Origin of the sequence: Nocardia lasii, assembly GCF_042658545.1 — a bacterium.
In the GTDB taxonomy this organism is placed as follows: Bacteria; Actinomycetota; Actinomycetes; order Mycobacteriales; family Mycobacteriaceae; genus Nocardia; species Nocardia lasii.
This window is the reverse complement of record NZ_JBHSQN010000001.1, coordinates 308,220-331,369: the sequence shown is the minus strand read 5'-3', so window position 1 is coordinate 331,369 and position 23,150 is coordinate 308,220. Positions and strand designations below refer to the sequence as shown.

The 23,150-nt window shown below is 69.2% G+C and carries 13 protein-coding genes and 1 pseudogene; 7 read left to right on the top strand and 7 right to left on the bottom strand.

The annotated features are described in order from the left end of the window. Window positions 1-57: 57 nt before the first annotated feature. Window positions 58-1,395: an alpha/beta hydrolase family protein gene (locus ACFP3H_RS01590; RefSeq protein WP_378598386.1), complete on the bottom strand. Its 1,338-nt coding sequence runs from the start codon at window positions 1,393-1,395 to the stop codon at window positions 58-60. 76 nt (window positions 1,396-1,471) lie between these two features. Then, the gene (locus ACFP3H_RS01585) at window positions 1,472-2,179 is read right to left on the bottom strand and encodes a siderophore-interacting protein (RefSeq protein WP_378598384.1); all 708 of its coding nucleotides are present in this window, start codon (window positions 2,177-2,179) and stop codon (window positions 1,472-1,474) included. Between the two features lie 104 nt (window positions 2,180-2,283). On the opposite strand from ACFP3H_RS01585, the gene ACFP3H_RS01580 reads away from it, so the two are divergent. After that, a complete protein-coding gene (locus ACFP3H_RS01580) occupies window positions 2,284-3,573 on the top strand; it encodes a SidA/IucD/PvdA family monooxygenase (RefSeq protein ID WP_378599598.1) in 1,290 nt (429 codons plus the stop codon). A 3-nt stretch (window positions 3,574-3,576) separates the two neighbouring features. Here the strand turns inward: ACFP3H_RS01580 and ACFP3H_RS01575 are convergent, their stop codons facing one another. Continuing rightward, window positions 3,577-4,242: a GNAT family N-acetyltransferase gene (locus ACFP3H_RS01575; protein WP_378598382.1), complete on the bottom strand. Its 666-nt coding sequence runs from the start codon at window positions 4,240-4,242 to the stop codon at window positions 3,577-3,579. Window positions 4,243-4,497: 255 nt separating this feature from the next. Here ACFP3H_RS01575 and ACFP3H_RS01570 point away from each other — a divergent pair, with 255 nt between their 5' ends. The 6 genes and pseudogenes from ACFP3H_RS01570 to ACFP3H_RS01545 all read left to right on the top strand — a co-directional run bounded on the left by ACFP3H_RS01570 (window position 4,498) and on the right by ACFP3H_RS01545 (window position 20,476). Further along, the gene (locus ACFP3H_RS01570) at window positions 4,498-5,250 is read left to right on the top strand and encodes a thioesterase II family protein (RefSeq protein ID WP_378598380.1); all 753 of its coding nucleotides are present in this window, start codon (window positions 4,498-4,500) and stop codon (window positions 5,248-5,250) included. Continuing rightward, window positions 5,247-6,560, top strand: coding sequence for a beta-ketoacyl [acyl carrier protein] synthase domain-containing protein (locus tag ACFP3H_RS01565; RefSeq protein WP_378598378.1), 1,314 nt, complete (start codon window positions 5,247-5,249; stop codon window positions 6,558-6,560). Before ACFP3H_RS01570 ends, ACFP3H_RS01565 begins: the two co-directional genes overlap by 4 nt. Next, window positions 6,553-10,044, top strand: a complete 3,492-nt coding sequence (locus ACFP3H_RS01560; RefSeq protein WP_378598376.1) for an acyltransferase domain-containing protein — start codon at window positions 6,553-6,555, stop codon at window positions 10,042-10,044. The genes ACFP3H_RS01565 and ACFP3H_RS01560 overlap by 8 nt, the downstream gene beginning before the upstream one ends. A 13-nt stretch (window positions 10,045-10,057) precedes the next feature. After that, window positions 10,058-15,141: pseudogene (locus tag ACFP3H_RS01555) on the top strand (amino acid adenylation domain-containing protein). A gap of 165 nt (window positions 15,142-15,306) precedes the next feature. Then, window positions 15,307-19,905, top strand: coding sequence for an amino acid adenylation domain-containing protein (locus tag ACFP3H_RS01550; protein ID WP_378598374.1), 4,599 nt, complete (start codon window positions 15,307-15,309; stop codon window positions 19,903-19,905). Between the two features lie 160 nt (window positions 19,906-20,065). Further along, window positions 20,066-20,476 carry a hypothetical protein gene (locus ACFP3H_RS01545; RefSeq protein WP_378598372.1) on the top strand — a complete coding sequence of 137 codons (411 nt, stop codon included), beginning with the start codon at window positions 20,066-20,068 and terminating at the stop codon, window positions 20,474-20,476. A 12-nt stretch (window positions 20,477-20,488) separates the two neighbouring features. Here the strand turns inward: ACFP3H_RS01545 and ACFP3H_RS01540 are convergent, their stop codons facing one another. The 4 genes from ACFP3H_RS01540 to ACFP3H_RS01525 are packed head-to-tail and all read right to left on the bottom strand — an operon-like array spanning window position 20,489 to window position 23,017. After that, entirely contained in the window at window positions 20,489-21,109 is a 621-nt protein-coding gene (locus ACFP3H_RS01540; RefSeq protein WP_378598370.1) for a HEAT repeat domain-containing protein, read from the bottom strand. After that, the gene (locus tag ACFP3H_RS01535) at window positions 21,106-22,398 is read right to left on the bottom strand and encodes a putative toxin (protein ID WP_378598368.1); all 1,293 of its coding nucleotides are present in this window, start codon (window positions 22,396-22,398) and stop codon (window positions 21,106-21,108) included. The genes ACFP3H_RS01540 and ACFP3H_RS01535 overlap by 4 nt, the downstream gene beginning before the upstream one ends. 6 nt (window positions 22,399-22,404) lie before the next feature. Then, the gene (locus tag ACFP3H_RS01530) at window positions 22,405-22,692 is read right to left on the bottom strand and encodes a WXG100 family type VII secretion target (protein ID WP_378598366.1); all 288 of its coding nucleotides are present in this window, start codon (window positions 22,690-22,692) and stop codon (window positions 22,405-22,407) included. Then, window positions 22,682-23,017, bottom strand: coding sequence for a WXG100 family type VII secretion target (locus tag ACFP3H_RS01525; RefSeq protein ID WP_378598364.1), 336 nt, complete (start codon window positions 23,015-23,017; stop codon window positions 22,682-22,684). Before ACFP3H_RS01525 ends, ACFP3H_RS01530 begins: the two co-directional genes overlap by 11 nt. Window positions 23,018-23,150 lie beyond the last annotated feature (133 nt).

Below are 23,150 nucleotides of genomic sequence, written 5' to 3'. Positions count from 1 at the left end.
GACACTTCCGGCCCCACCCTTGTCGAAAACGGGCCGGTGCGCCACCCGCCTCGCGGCCTACCGCGAAACCTGTCCGCCGGTGACTCGGTCGTGCCGCGTCGCGGCGGGATCGACCTCGGCGTGCCTGCCGAGCAGGAACGGCGCCAGGAGGTCGTTGGTGAGCCGCTGGGTCGCCGCCGGACCGCGTGAGCCGCCGATCAGGTGCCCCATCGCGAAGCGCACCGGCGCGGCCGGAAATCCGGGGACGTCGGTGAAGCTGTAGTGGTCGGCCGCGCCGATCTCGTACCGGAACCCCGGCGCCCGCAACCGTTCCAACAGCCCGCGATTGCCGTCGAGGTAGACCTGCGAGTGCCCGGTCTCGCCCCGATCGCTCTCGACCAGCAGTACCGGCCGGGTGAGCGAGTGCTCGGGTCCGTAGAGCGTGCCGTCGATATTGGCCGCGGCGGTGATCCGGTCGTCGGCGGCCATCGCCGAGATCGCGGTCGCGCCGCCGAAGGAATGCCCTGTGGCGGTGACGGTGTCGAGGTCGAGTCGGTCGGTGAGTGGTCCGAGCTCGCCGCCGAGTCGGTCGAGCACGAATCGCAGGTCCGCCGTGCGGGTTTCGAGGCGGGTGGTCATGTACCGGGTGCCGTCGGGATCGTCGGCGGGCAGGTCCTCGACCGTGCCGGCGATGGTGCCGTCGGCGAGTTTCGTCGCGGCCGATTCGTAGGGATGGTCGATGGCCAACACGACGAATCCGCGACTGGCCAGATCGGCGACCAGCCCGCTGTACACCGCCCGTGGCGCACCGTATCCCGGCGAGAACAACACCACCGGCCACCGCTCCCGCGCCGGTGAGACCGGGACGGCGGCCGTCGCGTTGGTATCGATCAGCTCATAGGTCGACAGGAAGACCCGAGGAATCCCGTACACCGTCGGCGGCAGCGGATCGAGATACAACCACTGCCTGCCCGAGACAAGTTCGGTCGGATACCACGCCTGCACCACCACATTCCGGCGATCCCCGGCCCCGGTCGGTTCGGCGCGAGCCTCGTCGACCCACCGGAAGATCTCCGACCCGACCGCGTACGGCCCACTCGGCGCGGGCAGTTCCGGCACCGGCGGCATCGCCCACGGCAGCAGCGCGAGGACGGCGAGCACCCCGATCCCGACCCGCATCGGCACCCGCCGACGGGTGGTGTCGGGATCGCTCACCAGGAACGCGAACATCAGTGCGATCAGCAGGAACAGCGGCCACCAGTGCCAATACCCCTCGACCGCCCACAGCCCCAGGCTCCCGATCGTCACCAGCGACAGGACGATCGGCGCCACCTTGCGAGCGCGCGCGGGCGCGGCGACGAGCAGGATCGCGAATCCGAGGGTCGTGAGCAGGACTGCGGCATCGAGAACGGACACGTCAGCCAGCGTGCCTCGAACCCGGTGCCGACCGCATCGACCCCGAGACCGAGATCAGATCACCCGCGAGGATGACTCACTTCCAGTACGCCTGTGCCTTGATCGAGGTCTTGGGCAGTTCGTGCTGGGTCTTGAGGGCCTTCACGATCGAGCGGGTGGTGTGCCCGTCGCACGTCACCCACGCGAAAGTGTCGGGGACCAGGGTGATTTCCTGGGCGACCTCGCGCAGCAGGCGGCCGTCGTCGACGCGCTGCACCCAGGTGATCTCGTGGTGCGGCTTGTTGTTGACCGGGATGGTCCGGTCCGACTCGTACTGCCATTCCAGCCACACCCGCGCCGGGGTGTCGCCGATGGCGTCGAGCAGCGAGTTGATGGCGGGCAGCGACGCGGTGTCGCCGAACGCGACGTACTCGCTGGGGGTCTGCTCGGGGAGTTGGAAGTCGGAGCCGAGCACGGTGGCGTCGAGCGGGTCGCCCGGCTTCGCGCGCCGGGCCCAGTCGGCGGCGGGGCCGTTGTGCAGGGCGAAGTCGATGCTGAAGGTGTCGGCTTCGGGGTTCTGGTCGACGAGGGTGTAGCCGCGGTGGTGCAGCTTGTCGCTCTCGGCGTCGGGAATCCACAGGCGGATCCACTGGGTCGGGTGCACCGGGTGGTCGGCGAGCAGGCCGCCTGCGGTGAAGCCGATGCGCACGAATTTGTCGGTGACCTGCTCGTTGGAGGTCACCGACAGGCGGTAGTCCTGGCCGCCCCAGGCCTTGGTTATCAGACCGTTCAATCCCTTACCCATAGCGTTAGGTTAGCCTAACGTCACTTCTCTGACTACCCGGGTGGTCTAATAAGGTAAGCCTATGCAATATTGGGCAGTCTGTTGAGAGAGTGGAGAACGAACCAGTGGAAACCCTCCTGGTAGTCGGCGCGGGCCCGAAGGCCCTTGCCGTAGCGGCCAAATCGCATGTTCTGCGTTCCCTCGGCCTGCCCGCGCCCCGCGTCGTGGTCGTCGAGGCACACGCGGTCGGCGGCAACTGGCTGCCCACCGGCGGCTGGACCGACGGACAGCATCGCCTCGGCACCAGCCCCGAGAAGGACATCGGCTTCCCGTACCGCTCCACCTGGGCGCGTGGCCGCAACCGCGAGATCGACCACGCGATGTCGGCGTTCAGCTGGACCACCTTCCTGATCGAACACGGCACCTATGCCGAGTGGATCGACCGCGGCCGTCCCAGCCCGCAGCATCACGTGTGGGCGAAGTACCTACAGTGGGTCGCCAAGTCCATCGACCTCGAGCTGGTGCTCGGTCGAGTGGATCGAATCAACCACGGCGGCAACGCGATCGGTGACCAGTGGCAGGTCGAGGTGGTCGACGCCGACGGCGCCCGCACCGAGCTCGGCGCCGACAGCCTGATGATCACCGGCCCCGGCCGCAGCAGCCGCGCCCTGCTCGACCACCCGCGCGTGCTCAGCATCGCCGAGTTCTGGGACCGTGCGGGCAAGCGCACCCTGCCCGCCGCCTCGCGCGCCGCGGTGATCGGCGGCGGCGAAACGGGCGGCTCCGCGCTCGACGAACTCGTGCGCCACGAGATGCTCACCATCTCGGTGATCTCCCCGCTGGCCACCCTCTACACGCGCGGCGAGAGCTTCTTCGAGAACGCCCTGTTCAGCGACCCGGTGAAGTGGGCGGCGCTGAGCACCCAGGAGCGTCGCGACGTGATCCGACGCACCGACCGCGGCGTGTTCTCGGTGCGCGTGCAGGAAAGTCTGTTGGGCGACAACCGGGTTCACCACCTGCAGGGCCGGGTCACCAAGATCGCCCCGCAGGGCGAGTCGCTCGCGCTGACCCTGAGCAACGAGTTGCGCGCCGACCAGGTCCACAACTTCGACCTGGTCGTCGACGCGACCGGCGGCCAGCCGCTGTGGTTCCTGGACCTGTTCGACCAGCAGACCGCCGACCTGCTCGAGCTCGCCGTCGGCGGCCCGCTGAACCAGTCGCGGATCGAGCAGTCGATCGGCTACGACCTGGCCGTCACGGGCCTGGCGGGCAAGCTCTATCTGCCGAACATGGCCGCGATGGCGCAGGGTCCGGGTTTCCCGAACCTCAGCTGCCTGGGTGAGCTGTCCGATCGCGTGCTGCGCACCGAACCCGCCCGCGCCCGTGCGGGCGTCGAGCGGGTCGCCGCGCGCTGAGGCTCAGGGCCGCGCGACCGGGAAGTCCTCGGGCGTGCGGCCCAGTGCGTGCAGGGCGATGCGGCGATCGGGCCGCACGTCGATCTCGGCCACGCACCCGAATCCCGCCTTGGCGAGGCTGCGGGCGATGGACACATTGCGATGGTCGGGATCGCCCATGATGCGCTGACAGTCGGGGTCGGCGGCGAACACGGCGGTGGCCATCGTGGAGATCCAGGCCGACATGATGCCCTTGCCGATCACCGCGGTGTCGGCGGTGGCGATGTGGAAGCCGATGTCGGCGGGGCGGCTGTCGTAGAAGCGGCCGATCTCGTCCTTGGCGGCGCGGTAGAACTCGAGGTAGGCGATCTCGCGCACGCCCTGTTCGGGCAGGCCGATGACGGCGAAGTCGAGGCTGAGAATGCAGGGGCGGGAGTAGGTTCCGGCCAGTTGGACCCGGAAGTTCTCGCGGCGGCGCTGCGCGTCCCAGTCCTGCTCCCACGACTCGAGCAGGTGCGGCCGAGCCATCCACTCGGCGAGCAGTTCGGGGTCGGTCCCGTCGGGATCGGCCAGTCGAAGGGCGAACGGTGCCGCGAAGATCGGCAGTACGGGCGCGGGAGTCGCGGCCACCTCGGCGGGCAGATCGGTCTGCTCGCGGGGTAGCGCGGAAGGGGTCCCGGCGGGATTCATCTGCTGGGTGCTCCGTTCAATCGTAACCTTGGTCACCTCAACTGGTAAGGCTAGCCTATACTAATGGCCGGGTGTTACTCTTGCCCGACCGATCGCCCGTCGATAGCCGGGCCATGCCCGCATCGGGTCGGATTCGGGCACAGCAGGATTCACCCGGTCCCGGACGAATGTACCGGGCGGGCCCGTGCGTGAGCGCGGCGTTGGACAGTGCGAAACGGTGACGCCCTTCGGCGTGACCGGTGAGGGAGAAGTGACATGGCAAGAGAACTCGGCTGGATCAGGCAATTCCAGGCCCCCCGGACCGATTCCCTACCGCCGCTGATCGTCTTCCCGCACGCGGGCGCGGGCGCCTCGGCCTACCGGGTGTTCGCCAAGCGGATGGCCGCCGATTTCGACACCGTCATCGTGCAGTACCCCGGCCGTCAGGACCGGGCGCGCGAGGCCGCCGCCGAAACGCTGCCCGAACTCGCCGCCGGCGCCTTCGACGCCTTCCGCGCCTCCGCGCACCACACCGACGTTCCGCTGACCGTGTTCGGCCACAGTATGGGCTCGATCGTGGCGTTCGAGTTCGTCCGACTGGCCGAGGCGGCGGGGTTGTCCGTGCGTTTGCTGGTGACCTCCGCGGCCGCCGCCCCCCACCGCATCGCCGAGCTGCCCGGCCACCCCACCGAGGACGACGAACTGCTCGACCACATGGCCGCGCTCAACGGCACCGGCGCCGACGTGATGGCCAGCCGCGAGGTGATGCGCATGGCGCTGCCCGTGCTCAAGGCCGATTACCGTGCCTTCGACGCCTATTCGTCCGCACCCGAGATCACGGTCGACGCGCCCGTGCTGGTGCTCGGCGGCGAGGACGACCCGTTCGTCGGCCCCCGCGACCTCTACGGCTGGGACCAGGCCACCACCGCCGACATCGAGGTCGACCTGTTCCCGGGCGGGCACTTCTACCTCGACGAGAACCTCGACGGCATCGCCGAGGCGCTCGTGGGTCGGGCCATCGCCCGATGAGCGCCGATCCCATCGTCATCGTCGGGATGGGCGTCGAGGCCCCCGGCGGCATCGACACCCTGCCCGATTTCTGGTCCGCGCTGGCCGACGGACGCGAACTGATCGGCCCCTTCCCGCGCGACCGGGAGTGGCCGCTCGCGGAACTGTTCGCCCTCGGCCGCCTCGACGGGTGGGCGCCGGTCCGCGACGCGGGCGGTTTCCTCACCGGCGCCACCGAGTTCGACGCCCAGTTCTTCGGCATCACCCCGCGTGAGGCGGTGGCGATGGATCCGCAGCAGCGCGTCGCCCTGCGGGTGGCCTGGCGCGCGCTCGAGCACGCGGGCATCAATCCCGGTGCCCTCAACGGTGATTCGGCCGGTGTGTGGATGGGTGTGTCGACCACCGAGTACGGGCCGAGCGTGACCGGGGTGAACGAGTACAGCGGTTATCGCGCCACCGGCACCGCGCTCGGCGCCGTCGCCGGTCGCATCTCGCACGGGCTCGGTCTGGTCGGGCCGTCGATCAGCGTGGACACCGCGTGCGCGTCGTCGCTGACCGCCGTGCACCAGGCCGCCTCGGCGATCCGCGCGGGGGAGTGCGACTGGGCGCTGGCGGGCGGGGTGTGCGTGATGGGTTCGCCCGGCGCGTTCTACGAGTTCTCCAAGAACAACGCCCTTGCCACCGACGGCCACTGCCGCTCCTATGCCGCCGACCCCACCGGCACCCTCTGGGGTGAGGGTGCGGGAGTCATTGTGCTGGAAGGTGAATCACGCGCGAAGGCCCTCGGCCACCGGATCTACGGGCAGCTGCTCGGTTCGCGGGTGAACCACAACGGCGCCGGTGCCCCGCTGGCGGTGCCGAGCTCGGCCGCCCAACAGCGACTCATCGAATCGACCGTGGCCGCGGCCGGCATCAGCGCCGACGACATCGGCCTGATCGAAGGCCACGGCACCGGCACCGCCGTCGGCGACCCGCTCGAATTGACCGCGCTCGCAGCCACTTACGGCAATCCCGACCGCGCCGACGGCCCGCTGCTCGGCTCGGTGAAGTCCAATATCGGCCACGCGCAGGCGGCGTCCGGGATGCTCGGGCTGATCAAGGTGCTGCTGTGCGGCGAACACGGCGCCATCCCGCCGAGCCTGTGGGCCGACGCCCCCACTGACGACATCGACTGGGACGCAACGAGTTTGCGACTGGCCGCGAAGCTCACCGAATGGGCGCCCGCCGCCGACGGCCTGCGCTATGCCGCGGTGTCCTCGTTCGGCGTCGCGGGAACCAACGCGCACGCCATCGTGGGCCTGCCGGTGCTGGAGGAGACCAACCATGGCTGAGTACCGTTTGCCGGACGGGCGCGTGCCGGTCCTGCTGTCCTCCGACAGTGTCGAGGGGTTGCGCGCTGAGGCCGCGGCGCTGCGTGAGTATGTCGCCGCGCGACCCGAGGTCACGGCGGAACGCTTGGCGGACATGCTGTTCCGCACTCGTACCCCGCGCCGCCGCCGGGCATTGATCCTGGCGTCGGCTACGGACGAGCAGGTGTCGGCGAGCGGCGACCGGATGTCGCTGACCGCCGAGCAGGTGTCGGCGAGCGTCGCGCAGGTGTTGCCGAGCGGCGCGCAGGTGTCGGCGAGCGGCGCGCAGGTGTCGGCGAGCGGAGGCGGTGGGTCGGCCGCGCGTACTTCCGCGTCGGGCGTCGACACGCCCCGTGACCAGCTCCTGTCCGCCCTGGACGCGATCGCCGCCGGTACCGACCACGACCTCGTCGTCCAGGCCGACGTCCCCGCGACCACCCGCCGCATCGGCTTCGTCTTCCCCGGTCAGGGCAGCCAGCGCCCCGGCATGGGTGCCCTGTTCTACGCGCAGTCCAAGGCCTACCGCGACGTCGTCGACGAGTGCGCCGCCCTGCACGCCGAGCGTTTCGGTCACTCTCAGCCGCTGCACTACCTGCTCGGCACCGAGGGGCAGTTCGAGGACACGGTGTGGGAAGTGCAGCCCGCGTTGATGTTCCACATGACCGGCCTGGCCGCCCTGTGGCGCGCCGCCGGCGTGGACCCGGACGCGACCATCGGCCACAGCCAGGGTGAGCTCGCCGCGGGCGCGGTCTCGGGTGTGATGACCCTGCGCGACTCGGTGCTCGCGGTGACCCACCGCGCCCGCCTGGTCGAGCGCCTCTCCCCGCGCGGCTACTCGATGGCCGTGTTCGGGATGGACCGCGAGGGTGTGGAGGCACTGCTGGCCCGCCATTCCGGGTGGGCCGAACTCGCCGTCATCAACTCGCCGCACATCCTGGCCATCTCCGGTGACCGCGAGACCGTGGTCGACCTGGTGGCCGCGGCGACCGCGCGCGGCCAGTTCGCCAGGGAGATCCGCGTCGCCTACCCCGCGCACACCTCGATCGTGGCCGAAGTGCGCGCGGACTTCGTGGACCTGCTCGGTGACGAGATGAGCGACCCGAACTTCCTCGCCTCCGAGATCCCCTGCTACGGAGCGACTCTCGGCGAGGCGATCACGCCCGCCCTCACCCACGAGGCGTACTGGTACTGGAACCTGCGCAACCGGGTGCGCTTCGACCTCGCGGTGATCAACGCGGGTTCCGACGGCGTCGACCTGCTGATCGAGGTCGCCGAGCACCCCGTGCTGCAACTGGCGATCCAGGAGAACCTGAGTCAGGTCCCCACCCGCCCCGGCCTGCCCGCCCGCGACTTCCGCGTCCTTGGCACCTCCCTGCGCACGGCCGAGGGACTGTCCGAGTTCACCCGCAACCTCGCCCAGGTCGCCGTCCTCGACAGCGAATACCGCTGGGACGCACTGCGTACCGACGACACCGTCACCCTGCCCCTGCGCGACTTCCCCCACACCGTCACCAACCCCAAGCGCCTGTGGGCCCCTCTCGGCACCACCGAAACCCCCGCCGAACTCGCGGTCACCACCCCGAAACCCCAACGCCTGGTGGAACAGTGGACCCCGGTCCAACGCCGTTCCCTGACCGCACCCCGCAAGCTGCTCATCGTCGACCACACGGGCGAGTGCGCTGAATTGGCACAAGCCCTGCTCGTCGCAGCCGACCGCCATGGTGCGGAGGCGACCGTCGTAGGCACTTGCGAACTGGCCGCAGCGGCCGACCTGGACAGCGGCGTGGCGACCGCTGCGTGGCCGCGTCTCGCTGTGTCCGACAGGGAAGGCGCCGAGGCGGTCACCGACGGGTCCAGCGAGTCTGCGGGGTCGCGTCCCGCTGCGGCCGATCGCGGTGTCGCGGCGAGCGTGGTGGGGTCCGGCGAGCTGGGCCGACCGCTGCTCGCCGCCGCCGAGGCGCCCGCAGGGGGAGTCGGCGAGCCGGCAGCCGATTCCGTCCTCGTGCTGCTGCCGCCAACCACCGACGACACCAGCGCCGCCGCGATCGACGCCCTCACCGGCTTCTACGCCGAACGTCCCTGGGCCACCGCGCTTTCCGCGCTGCGCCCCGGCGGCGAGTGCTGGCTTCTCACCGTGGGCGGCGAGACCGTGCACGACGGTGACCCGATCCCGAGCCTGTTCGCCTCGGGTGTGGCCGCCGGTTTCCGCAGCGCCGGAGTGACCCACCTGGGCATCGACTTCCGCCATCTCGACCTGGCCGCGAACGAACCGGTTCCCGCGCAGGCCGCCAAGATCGTCGGCGCGGTGCACTCCACCGGCGAAGCCGAACTGGCCCTGCGCGGCGGCAAACTGTTCGTGAAACGACTGGTCCTCGACAACACCGAGGAGACCGGTTCGCTCGCCACCGATCTCGACCACGTCGTGATCGTCGGCGGCACCGGCCAACTCGGCCTGCGCTACACCGAGCACCTGGCCCGCACCGGCACCGGCCGCGTCACCCTGCTGAGCCGTCGCGGTGAAACCGACGCTCTCGCACCGGAACTCACCCGCCTGCGCGGCCTGGGCGCCACCGAGATCGTGGTGCGCGCGTGCGACATCAACGATGCCGACGCCACCGCCGCCCTCGGCACGGACCTCGCCGATCGCCCCGTCGATCTGGTGATCCACGCCGCCGTCGACTACATCGACGCCGAACTCGAGCAGATCACCGCCGAGGCCGTCCACCAGGCGGCAGGCGCCAAACTGCGCGGCCTGGACAACATCATCGACGCGGTCCCGCTGACCGCCGACTGCCGCGTCCTGCTGTGCTCGTCGATGGCCGCCACCCTGGGCGGACGCGGTCAGGTCCTGTACGCGGTCACCAACCGCATGCTCGACGTGGCCGCCCGCAGGCTGCGCGCCCGCGGCATCGCCGCCGCCAGCGTGCAGTGGGGCCTGTGGAGCGTGGCCGGTCCGCTCGACGACGCCGGGTTCGCCCGGGTCGAGCAGGCGGGCGTGTTCCCGATGGTGCCCGCCGACGCGATCGAGGCCGGTTTCGCCGGACCCGCCCGCGACGGCGTCATCATCGCCGCCGACTGGGACTTCCTGCGCGACGTACTCGGCGCGTTCGGTCAGGCCAGCCTGCTCACCGGCCTCGAATCCGCCACCGGGACAGCCACTTCCGAAGCTCCGCCGGCACCGGCGCCGGTACCGGAGGCACCGGCGACACCGGCACCGCAGGACACCATCCCACTCGACCTGCGCATGCGCACCGAACTCCTGAAGGTCATCGGCGGTGACAGCGCCGAATCCATCGACGCCACCATGCCGTTGGTCGCACTCGGCCTGGACTCACTCCAGGCCTTGGACTTCCGCAAGCGCGTACGGGCCGAACTGGATCGCGATCTGCCGGTCGCGGCGATCCTTGGCGGCGCGTCGCTCGACGATGTCGTGCTGCTCATGGCACAGAACACCAACCAGGGCTGAGGGGCCGAAGAACATGTCTGACACCGAACCCACCCTGTCCGTCGCGGACCGCCGCAAGGCCCTGCTCCAGCAGAAGCTGCGCGAACGCGGCATGGCCGCCGTCACCGCCGAACCCGTTGCGGTGCCGCGCATTCCGGTGGGGGAGCGGCGCCCGCTCACCCCCGGCCAGCGCCGCATGTGGTTCCTGCAGACCCGCGACGCCGCCGACACCGCCCTCAACATCTGCGTCGGCTACCGCCTCACCGGCCCCCTCGACGCCGACCGCCTGCACGCCGCCTTCGACGCCGTCGTGGCCCGCCACGACATCCTGCGCACCACCTACGGCGCCGACGCCGAGGGCACCCCGTTCCAGGTGTTCACCGCCGACGCCCGCGCCGACTGGTCGGTCCACGACCTCACCGACCTCGCCGAATCGGGCCGTGACCTGCGCGTGGAGGTGCTGGCCCAGCGCGCGTTCGCCCGCCCCTTCGCCCTCGGCACCGACCTCCCGCTGCGCGCCGACCTGATCCGCACTGGCGCGAACGAGCACATCGTGCTGTTCACCATCCACCACATCTGCTGGGACGACGACTCGTGGGCGGTGTTCTTCGCCGAGCTCAACGCCGCCTACCGCACCACCCCGACCGGCGGCGACACCGTGCAGTTCGCCGCGCTCGCCCCCACCGCCGAACCGGCCGAGGCCGACGTCGACTACTGGCGCACGGCCCTGCGCCCGCTGCCCGAGCCCCTCGAACTGCCCGGTTCGGCCACGGCGAACCCCGGTCGCGGCGCCCAGCGTCGCACCCACCGCCTGCCCGCCGACCTGGTCGCCCGCACCGAGCAGTTCGCCCGCGAGCAGGCCGCGACCCCGTTCATGGTGCTGCTGGCCGGTTTCGACGCGCTCGTGCACCGCTACACCGCCGCCGACGACTTCCTCGTCTCCATCCCCGTCACTGACCGCCCGGCGGGCACCGAAGGGCTCATCGGCTACTTCGGCAACACCCTGCTGATCCGCGCGGGTATCGGCGACCGCGACGACTTCACCACCCTCGTCGCCGCCGTGCGCGACACCTGCACCGGCGCGTTCGCGCGTCGCGGCGTCGGTATCGATCGTGTTGTGCGCGAAGCGAACCCGGACCGTGTCGCCGGCCGCGACGGCCTGGACCAGCTGGTCCGCCTCGGCTTCTCCGTGCGCAAGAGCGCCGACGGTTTCGCCCTCGACGGCGTGCGCTCCACCCAGCTCGAACTCGGCGCCGCGAGCGCGCAGGTGCCGCTGGCCCTGGCCGTGGTCCTCGACGACGACGGCACCGCCGTGGTGGAGGCCGAGTACCAGACCGACGTGCTCGCCGAAGCCCTCGTCGACCAGCTGCTCGCGCACTTCGGCCAGCTCCTCGACAGCGCCCTGCGCACCCCGACCCGCCGCCTGGGCGACCTCGACATGCTCGGCGCCGCCGACCGCGCCGCCCTGCTCGACCGCTCGCACGGCGTCCTCGTCGACCAGCCCGCGACAACCCTGGTGGCCCTGCTGGAATCGGCCGCCACCGCCACTCCGGACGCCACCGCGCTGCTCGCCGATCACGCCGAACTCACCTACGCGCAACTGCACGCCCGCGCGAATCGCCTGGCGCACTGGCTGATCGGCCAGGGCATCGGCACCGAGGACCTCGTCGGCTTGCGCCTCGGCACCTCGGTGGAGTTCATCGTCGCCGTGCTCGCCGTGCTCAAGGCAGGCGGCGCCTACCTGCCGATCGATCCCGCCTACCCGGACGACCGCATCGAGTACCTCGTCGAGGACGCCAACCCCCGATTGTTGCTCGGCGCAGTCGAATTGGCCGCCGCCGAGGAGACCGCGGCGCAGTTGTCGGAACTCGCGCCGACCGACGCCGAGCGCCTGCGTCCGCTGCGCCCGTCGAACCTCGCCTACGTCATCTACACCTCCGGCTCCACCGGCAAGCCCAAGGGTGTTCCGGTGCCGCACAACGCGATCGCCGAACACATCGTCTGCTTCACCGCCGACTGGGACATGACCCCCGCCGACCGCCTGATGCAGTCGTCCTCGGTGAGCTTCGACGCCTCCCTGGTCGACATCGCCATCACCCTGTCGGTCGGCGCGCAGCTGATCGTGCCCAAGCCCAACGCTTTCCGCGATATCCGCTACGTGGCCGACCTCATCACCCAGCGCGAGGTGACGGTGCTGCACATGGTGCCGTCCATGCTGTCGACCTTCCTGCTGCTGCCCGAGGTGAGCGAATGGCGTTCGCTGCGCCAGATCCCCGTCGGCGGTGAGGCGCTGCCCGGCGAGGTCGCCGACCGTTTCGCCAACACCCTCGAGGCCGAACTGCGCAACCACTACGGCCCCACCGAGGCCGTGGTCTGCTCGACCCACATGCCCGTCGAGGGGCCACAGGGCACCGGCGTGGTGCCGATCGGCCTGCCCAACCGCAACGTCTACACCTACGTCCTCGACGACGCGCTCCAGCTCGTGCCCGACGGCGTCGTCGGCGAGCTCTACCTCGGTGGCGACCAGCTCGCCCGCGGCTACCTCGACCGCGCCGCCCTGAGCTCGCAGCGGTTCGTCGCCGACCCGTTCGCCCCCGCCGTCGACACCGCCGCCGCCGGTGCGCGCATGTACCGCTCGGGTGACCTGGTGCGCCGCAACAACTTCGGCGAACTCGAGTTCATCGGCCGCGCCGACGAGCAGGTCAAGGTGCGTGGTTTCCGCATCGAACTCGGCGAGGTCGAGGCCGCCATCGCCGCGCACCCCGCCGTCGCGCACTGCGTCGTGGTGGTGACCGAGGACCCCGCCCTCGGCGCGGTGCTGGCCGCCTACGTCGTGCCCGCCGCCGACACCGTCGACCTCGCGGAGATCCAGAGTTTCGCCGGTAGCGGACTCCCGGATTTCATGGTGCCCAACGCCTTCGCGGTCATCCCCGAGATCCCGCTCACCGTCAACGGCAAGCTCGACAAGCGCGCCCTGCCCGCCGCGACCCCCGCCGTCGCGCGCACCCACCGCGCCCCCGCGACCGCGACCGAGCGCAAGGTCTGCGCCCTGTTCGGCGGCCTGTTCAACCTCGACGAGGTCGGCGCCGAGGACTCCTTCTTCGAACTCGGCGGCCACTCGCTGCTCGCCGCGCGCCTGGTGGCGCAGGTCCGCGCCGAATTCGGCGTCGAACTCGACGTGCGAGTGGTGTTCGACAGCCCGACCCCGGCCGCGCTGGCCGCGAACCTGGTCGCCCGCTTCCAGGCCGAATTCGATATCGACCTCGACGCCGTCGATCTGGACTTCGACGAGGAACCCGCCGCTGTCGAGCAGGGTGCGAACGGCGCGGATGCCAGCGTGAACGCGCAGGTCGCCACGACCCGCACCGACCGTCCCGCGATCGGCGGACGCCCGCGCGGCGAGCACATCCCGCTGTCGTACTCCCAGCTCGCGATGTGGTTCCAGTACCGGATGGAGGGCGCCGGTTCGGTCGGCAACCTCCCGCTGGCCCTGCGTTTCGAGGGCCCGCTCGACATCGTCGCCCTGCGTGGCGCCCTCGACGACGTCGTGGCCCGGCACGAGTCGCTGCGCACCACCTTCCCCGAGCACGGCGGCGTCCCGTACCAGGTCGTGCACCCCGCCACCGAGGTCCCGCTGCCCGTCCGCGAACTCCCCGCCGACCAGCTCGCGACCGCGCTGGCCGAGATCGCCGACTACCACTTCACCCTCGACGGCGAGCCCCTGCTGCGCGCGGAACTGCTCGCCCTCGACGCGAACACCCACGTGCTCTCGCTGCTCGTGCACCACATCGTCGCCGACCACGCCTCCTTCGGCGTGCTCCTCGACGACCTCACCACCGCCTACCGCGCCCGCAGCGAACAGGGCACCGCCCCCGCGTGGTCGCCGCTGCCCATCCAGTTCGCCGACTACGCGCTGTGGCAGCGGGAGCTGTTCGAACAGTCCGCGCCGAGCGATTTCGCCCTGACCCAGCTCGACTTCTGGCGCAACCGGCTCGCGGATGTGCCCGACGAGATCTCGGTGGCCCACGATCGTCAGCGTCCGCCGGTGCTGGGCAAGCGCGGCGAGGTCGTCACCTTCGCCCTGCCCGCGTCGGTTCGCTCGGGGCTGGAAGAGCTCGCGAAGCGCAGTGGCGCAACGGAGTTCATGGTCTGCGAGGCCGCCGTCGCGACCCTGCTCACCACCCTCGGCGGCGGCACCGACATCACCCTCGGCACCCCCGTCGCGGCCCGCACCGACCCGTCGACCACGAACCTGATCGGCCTGTTCGCCAACATGGTGGTGCTGCGCAACGACCTCGCGGACGCACCGACCCTGCGCGACACCGTGATTCGCGCGCGTGAGGTCGTCCTCGACGCCAACGCCCACCAGGAACTGCCCATCGAGCGCCTGGTCGAAGCCCTCAACCCGCGTCGCTCGCGGTCGCGGAACCCGCTGTTCCAGAGCATGGTTCACTTCCGTGGCGGCGACTGGGCGCCCACCACGCTGCCGTTCGCGACCTCGGGCGCGAGCACCGTCACCGTGATCCCCGCCGACTTCGACGTCTCGTTCCTCGACCTGAATTTCAGCCTGAACGTGACGGCCGAGGGCGGCATGGACGTGCGCGTGGTCGTCAACGCCGACCTGTACGACCCCGCCACCGCCGCGCTGATCGCCGACGCGCTCGCCGCCACCCTGCGCGCCTTCGCCGAAACCCCCGACCTGCCGGTCGCCGATCTGCGCGTCCTGCCCGACGGCGACCTCGCGCGCCTGCTCGCCGCCCCGGCCGCGATCGCCACCGGCACCNNGATTCCGACACCGAGCGCACTCTGATCACCCTGATCGAGGAACTCCTCGAGATCGACGAGGTGGTCGGTGACGACAACTTCTTCGCGCTCGGCGGCGACAGCGTCATCTCGATCCAGTGGTCGGCCCGCGCCCAGGAACTCGGCCTGGCGCTGACCCCGCAGCTGGTGTTCGAGTGCGACACGATCACCGCGCTGGCCGCCGCCGTCGACGCGGCCGCCGACCAGCCCAGTGCCGAAGAGCCGGAGCAGGTTTCGCACGCGCCGATGACCGCGTCCGGGTTGGAGGCCGACGCCCTGTCCGCGCTGACAGCCGCCTGGTCCGCACAGGGATGAGCGAGTCGGCGCCGGTACGGCACGGCGCTGGCCGCTCGGTGCGGTCGGCGCCAAGGCACAGCATCATCCAGCAGCTAGGAGAGGACACGGCATGAGCGGTCAGCGCCCGGAGGAGGCAGCCCGCGTCACCACGGAGGGCGCCCGAGCATGCCGAGAAGAAACAGCATGAGTGCGCCGCAGATCGAAGACGTACTCGCGCTGAGCCCGCTGCAGGAGGGGCTGTTCTCGCTGTCGCGGCTGACCGGCACCGAGATCGACCTGTACACGATGCAATTCGTGGTCGACATCGACGGCCCGCTCGACACCGACCTGCTGCGCCGCAGCGCCCAGGCCATGCTGGACCGCCACCCGAACCTGCGGGCGGCGTTCTGGGACACCGACGTGCCCAAGCCGGTGCAGATCATCCCGTCCCGGGCGGAACTGCCGTGGGCCGAACGTGCCGCGCGGACAGACGAATTCGACTCGATCGCCGAATCCGAGCGTCGCGTCCCGTTCGTGTTGAGTCGCGGCCCCGCCCTGCGCGTGCTGCTGCTCGACGTCACCGACGCGCCCGCGCCGCGCAAGCGGATGATCCTCACCGCCCACCACATCCTCATGGACGGTTGGGCGGTCGCGGTGTTCTTCACCGAACTGCTCGCCGTCTACCAGGAGGGCGGCGCCCTCGACGGCTTGCCGAAACCCCGCCCCTACCGCGACTACATCGGCTGGCTCGGCGCCCAGGACCACGACGCCGCCGCGCGCCGCTGGGCCGAGTACCTGGACCAGGTCAGCGCCCCGCTGGTGCTGGCCGACGGCACCGGCGATCGCGGATCGGCCGTGCCGCAGACCACCCGACTTCGCCTGTCCACCAACGAAACCGGGCAGTTGCAGCAGTGGGCGCGCGCCAACGGCATGACGCTCAACACCGCCGTGCAGTTCGCCTGGACCCTGCTGCTCGGCCGCGTCACCGACCGCCGCGACGTCGTCTACGGCACCACCATCTCCGGTCGCCCCGAGAAGCTGGCCGGTGTCGAGGGCATGGTCGGCCTGTTCATCAACACCGTCCCGGTCGTGCACCGCCTCGACCCCGCCGAACCCGTGGTCGCGCAATGCGCGCGCCTGCAACGGGATTCGGCCACCATGCGCGACATCGGCTACCTCAGCCTGTCGGCTCTGCAACGCGCCGCCGGGCACGGCGCCCTCTTCGACACCCTGTTCGTGTTCGAGAACGCCCCCATCGACGACGCCATCCAGACCGTCACCGCCCCCGACGGCGCCCAGTTCCGTCCCATCGAGATGGAAAGCCTGGCCCACTACCCGCTCACGGTCGTCTCTCACCTGAGCGACGGCGAACTCCTCGTCCTCGTCGAAGCCATCCCCGCCCTGCTCGGCCACCTCGACCCCGCCGACCTGGGCACCCGCCTGCTCACCATCCTGCGCACCCTGCCCACCCTCGACCCCACCGCGACCACCGACGCGATCGACCTGCTCACTCCCGCCGAACACGCCGAACTCACCCGCGCCGCAACGGATATCGCCCCCGCACCCACCGCCACACCCTGGGAACTGTTCGCCCAGCAGACCACGGAAACCCCCGACGCCCTCGCCCTGACCACCACCGCGGGCGAGTCCTTCACCTACCGAGCCCTCCACGACGACGCCACCCGCCTCGCCACCGAATTCGCCACCCACGGCGTCGGCCCGGAAACCGTTGTCGCCCTGCTGCTCCCGCGCGGCACCACCGCCATCACCACCATCCTGGCGACCTTCGCCGCAGGCGCCGCCTACGTCCCGGTCGACACCACCCTCCCGCCCGCCCGCATCGAATCCATTCTGCGCCAGTCGAACCCGACCCTCGCCGTCCTCCTCGACGCGGACCGCACCCTGCTCACCAACACGTCCCTCGCCACCGTGTCCGTCGACGGCCTCGCGCCAGTGATCGGCTCCGATGTCGCCTCGACCGCACGACCCATCCAGGTGTTGACTCTCGACGATCCCACCGTCCTGGCGCGGATCGCGGCCCACCCCGCCCAGGCTCCCACCGTGCGGCGCGCACTCGACCACAGCGCCTACATCATCTTCACCTCCGGCTCGACCGGCGAACCCAAGGGCGTCGTCGGCACCAACGCCGCCCTGGCCGGCTACTTCGCCGACCACCTCGACCGCTTCTACCGCCCCGCCATGGCCCGCCTCGGCCGCCCGCTGCGCGTCGCCCACGCCTGGTCGCTCGGCTTCGACGCCTCCTGGCAGCCCATGGTCGGTCTCTTCGCCGGCCAGGCCCTGCACCTGTTCGACGCCGACGAGATGCGCGACGCGCACCGAATCGTCTCCGGCATGGCCGAATTCGGCATCGACATGATCGACACCACCCCCTCGATGCTGGCCCAGCTGGCGGCGGCGGGCCTGCTCGAGCGCGAACTCCCGGTCCTCGCCCTCGGCGGCGAAGCCATCGACACCGCCCTGTGGTCGCGCCTGCGCGCCCTGCCGGGGACGGCTGTGTACAACTGCTACGGCCCCACCGAGACCACTGTCGAAGCCGTGGTCGCGCCCGTGGCCACCTCGGAGATCCCCACCATCGGCACCGCCAACGGCGGCATGGTCGGCTACGTCCTGGACTCCCGGCTGCGCCCGGTGCCCCAGGGCATCGTCGGCGAGCTGTACCTCTCGGGCGTGCAGGTGGCGCGCGGCTACCTCGGCAAACCTGCCGTCACCGCCGACCGTTTCGTCGCCGACCCCACCCGCCCCGGCGAGCGCATGTACCGCACCGGCGACCTCGTGCGCCGCCTGCCCGGCGGCCGCTTCGGCTACCTCGGTCGCGCGGACGCCCAGGTCAAGGTGCGTGGCTACCGCATCGAGGTCGGCGAGATCGAGACCGCTCTGCGCCGCTCCGCCGACATCGACACCGCCGCGGTCACCGTGGTCCGTCGCGCCGGGGGCGCCGCGCTGGTCGGCTTCGTCGTCGGCAAGGCCGATCGCGCGGTGGTCGTGAGCCGCCTGCGCACCGACCTCGCCCAGCGCCTGCCCGCCTACATGATTCCCGCGCGCATCCTCGTCGTGGATCGGCTGCCGGTGAACGTCAACGGCAAACTCGACAACCACGCGCTCACCGAACTCGCCGAACAGGCCCTGTCGAGCGCCGACAGCAACGCCGCCGCCGAGACCCCCACCGAGATCGCGCTGAGCGAACTGTTCGCCGAACTCTTCGACGGCCGCGCCCCCGGCATCGACGCCGACTTCTACGAACTCGGCGTCGACAGCATCGTCGCCATCTCCCTGGTCAACAAGGCCCGCCGCCGCGGCCTGGCCCTGAACCCACGAATGGTGCTGGCCTGCCCCACCATTCGCGAACTCGCCGCCGCCGTCGACGACGCACCGGCCCCCGCCGCGCAATCCGGTGCCGACGCCTACGGTCTCGTCCCGCCGCTCCCGGTCGTCTCCTGGATGTACGAATACGGCAACTACCGCCGCTTCACCCAGGCCGCCCTGCTGCGCCTGCCGACCGGAATCGACCGCGCCGCACTGGAATCCACCCTCCAGTCACTGCTCGACTCACACGACACCCTGCGCGCCGTCCTCACCGACACCACCGAAGGACCCCGCCTGCGCACCCGCGCCCCCGGCGTCGTGAACGCCACCGACCTCGTGCTCGAGGCCCCCGCCGGCCTCGCCGGTGCCGAACTCGACTCCGCCATCACCGAATTCGCGCGCATCGCCAACGACGCCATCGATCCCCGCGCCGGCGACCTGGTGCGCCTGGTCCGGTTCCCGGCGACCTCCTCCGGCGATATCGCGCTGCTCACCGTCCACCACCTCGCCGTGGACGTCGTGTCCTGGCACATCATGCTCGACGCCCTCGCCGCCGCCTGGCAGCAGATCCAGGCGGGCACCACCCCGAAGGCGCTGCCCGAGTTCACCTCCTACCGGCAGTGGTCCGAAGCCATGTGGCAGCGCGCCGACGCCCCGGAAGTCCTTGCCCAGCGGGACTATTGGGCATCGCAGGTCCGCGAGCCCGACGCCGCCCTCGGCTCCCGCCACCCCGACCCCACCACCGACACCTGGTCCACCCTGCGCGTGCAGACCGTCGAAACCCCCGTCGCGGTCACCGAACGCCTCCTGAACCACGTCGGCAAGGACGAGGGCGTGCGCGAACTACTCCTCACCGCCCTCGCCATGACCATGGCCTCGATGCACGCCGACAACGGAAACGACCCCGCCGCAGGCGCTTTGATCGCCCTCGAAGGCCACGGCCGCGCCGACACCGAACTCGGCACCGACACCGCCAACACCCTCGGCTGGTTCACCAGCGTCTACCCCATCCGCCTCGGCGTCGGCGCCACCGCCGTAGACATCACCCGCGCCCAAGCCGACCCCGCCGCCACCCGCGCCCTCCTCGACTCGGTCACCACACACATCCGCACCATCCCCAACCAGGGCCTCGACTACGGCCTCCTCCGCTACGTCACCCGCACCCCCGAACTCCGCACCGCCCCCGAACCCCAAATCGAATTCAACTACCTCGGCCGAATCGACCTCAGCGGCAACAACTCCGCCCCCTGGTCCCTCCTCGTCGGCCCCCACGACACCGCCCTCCCCCTTGACCCCGAACCCGACCTCCCCCTCCGCTACGCCATCGACGTGATCGCAGGCATCGGCACCACCCCCCAAGGCCCCACCCTCACCACCAACTTCCGCTGGAGCACCGCCCTGTTCACCGAAGCCGAAGCCACCCGCTTCGCTCGTCTGTGGACCGAAGCCGTCACCGCCCTGACCGAAGCCCTCGGCTAGCGGCTCCAGACGACATCGACTGTGGGTATCCGGGGACGAGCCGTGTGGGTTAGCCTCGAAGGATCACAAGCAATCCGATGAATCTGACGAGCCATCCGCGACAGAGATTCGGATAGCCGGTGCTCGAGCGATGGTAACGCCTGGCGAGAAAGGAACCGCGATGTCGTGGCGCGACGAGGCACCTCAATCGGTGCAGGACGACGTTGACAACCTCCTCGACGCCGCATTGACCATGTCGGAAGCGCATCTGCGAGACCGAGGCGCGTTCTTCCCGTTCGGGTTGGTCGTCGATCGCGAAAGCGGTGTACAGGTTGTGGATGTTGATGTGGCGGAGGCGAAGCAAGCCAAGACCGCGCTCTTCGCCGCACTGGCGCGGATGCGCGGTGACTTGCGTGCGGTCGCGGTGGTCACCGATGTGGCTCTCCCCGAGACAGGGTCCAGCGGTATCGAGGTCCATCTCGAGCACACGCACGGGATCGCCATCGGCGTGCTGGAGCCCTATGGCCTGTCCGGTGGCGAACTCACCGTCGAACCGCTGGAAGGACACACCGCAGTGCGCGCGGTGTGGTGAGACCGCGGCGAGTCAGCTCTGGTCGTGGGTGAGGATCCGTTTCGCCAGTTGACGGATCCGGGCCTTCTCGGAGTCGAGGAAAGGTTCGATCTCCTTACGTACCCCCTGAACTCGCATCTTCGCTAGGGCCTCCAGCGCGTTTCCTTCGACAGTTTCGTCGTCGATCAGGCTGAGGGCGACTGCCGCCGCATTAGGATGACGTGATTTACCCAGCCAGGTGACGATCATTCCTCGGCTCCGGCCGAAGCCACGATCCGCCGCGATCCCGGCAAGCTCGTCGAAATACTCTTTTCCAGCCGGAATATCGTAGATGGAATTTCCTGCTGCCCATCGGCTACGCTCGCTGATAGGTTTCGCGTGGGAGAATTGCGAAATCAGTGCCGGTATGGCGACTGACTTGCGTGACTCTTTGTTGCCAAGTGTCGTCGCGATCATCAATCTCGCCATTTCTCGTCCACTGGTTTCGTCGCCGGGCCAGCGGGTTTCGAGTTCGGAAAGCCAAGCGGCCAGTACCGAAATTATTCTGTTGTCGACTGGTTTGTGTGGAAGCTCGAATATTGTGCGAGCGTATCCTCCGGATTGGATGTACTCTTCTAATAGCTGGGTTCCTGCGCGGTCGTCGGTAGGCGTCAACTTTGGAAGTCCATTCTCACGTGCTTGATTTTTCCTTGGCTGATCAAACTCTGAATGTCAGATGATAGAACGGTATTATTGTCGGTGATCAGTACGAACTCGTATCCATACTGATCGCAGTAAGCCAGATCATCCCGGATTTGATCGGTCAGTCTCAGGTTCTGCACGTTTTTCACTTCGGTCAGGCGCTTCTGCCCATGGTCGAGATCATCCGGTACCCGGCGCTTCCCGGAGTTACCGACAATCGCCTCCTTCGTCTTCATCGGATCGATTCCGGCGCGCACCTCGGCTTTTTCTCCCTCGAGCCTATTGCGCCGTTGGGTCCCGGTGCTCGCGGGCGGCGGAGGGTTCTTCAACTGCTTGTCCAAGACGGGTTGGAACTGCGATGTCATGACGTATCGGACGGTGCCCGAAGCGGCCGTGAACGTGGTAGTGCACGTGGACTCGGCCTGGGTGAGGGCCTTCATGGCGAGCTCGATGCGGTCCCGAACGATCTTGATCTGCTCCTCGGCCAACCTTTTCGCTGCGGGTGTCACTGCCCGTCCGCCGATGAGCGCACCCAGCACGTCAGCTCCGATGGCGCCGGAGAGGAGGCTGAGCTGTAGCTCGGAATACTCCTGTACATCCTTGAGAACTGTGCCGTAACCGCTTGTCGCCCCGGAGATGTTACGCATTGCGTCACTGAGGGTGTCGAATGCATTGATGACCGAATTGTGCGACTCCTGAATATCGGGCATCTCATCGGTTTGCGATCCACTGAGATTCGCCATCTTCTTCCGGAGATCTGTATCCAGGGTGCCGTAGGCGGATGCCGTATTGAGCCAACTCGTCGATACCTGCGCCATGAGGTCCGCATTGCCGTCGATCCAGGTTTCCGGGGACATGACGAGATCCCATGCTGCCGGTTTGGATCGCTTTCCTCCCTTTGGTGACTTCAATGGGCGGCAGATAAAGGTCTTGGAGCCGGGATCCGACGGTGGCAGTGATTTCCCGCTGTTGTAATCTTCTGCGTTCTCGGATTGGTCGTGATTGATTCCGCTCTGTCGTATCAGGAGCGACATTTTCGCGAGTACCTCAGTTGCCCTGCCTGCAGTGACCGTTGCTTCGATACCGCAGACGAAATAGCCACGACCCCACGAAACGCCATGCGGATCGTTGCCCGCCATGTTCTCCGCTTTACGCAGTTCGGTGTCCATGGTCGAGAGTGCGGTGCTGGCAGTACGACTCGCGGAGCTGTACTGACCGGAGAGGTCGTAGAACAGCTCCGGGTCGACATCCAATTCGGTCACGGCGGGTCAACTCCGCCACATGGCGACATTGGCGGCGATGGCCTCGGTGTAGTTCGAGTGGGCGGCTTGTGCGGCAGTTCGCATGGCTTCGACGCCTTCGCGAATCTCCGTTGCCGCTGCCATCAACCGCCGGTGTGCTGTTTCCTGAGCAGTGGCAGCATCGCCGTCCCAGCCGGTCTGCAGCTTGCTGATCGCGGTGTTGAACGCTTCGATCTGGTCGTCGAAAAACCCTTCGAAGCCACGCATTCGGGCGATCACCGCATCGAGTTGTGTCAGGTTGACGCTATGAGACACCGGGCAGATCCAGACTCGAAGCAACCGCCTCGATAGCAGCGGCGTTCGCGCCCTCCTGGCCGAGGTAAGCCTCAGCGCTGTCGTCCAAGGCGACCGTGGTGTCACGTATTGCGTCCAGCAATTCGGACAGTCCGTCGCGAACGTCGGCGAACCCTGCGGCGAACTGTTCGCCCTGTCGTCCCTTCCAGCGATCGGTGAGAGCGGTGACGTCGGAATCAAGTGATTTGAACCCCGAGACAAGACCGTCGAGAAGCGTTCTCACCGCAGTCGCGGCTTCGACAAGTTCTGCGGGTGTTGTCTGAAATGTCGGAGCCGGATAGGCCATCGAGTCCCCTTCATCGAGCTGATGACCATGATATCTGCCAGAGTCGAAAGCCGCTGTGGGAGAGGAGCTCACGCCTCGCGCAGTCGGTCGTCCATTGTCACGAACCGAGCAGTTCGTTCGGGATGGAGGCGTC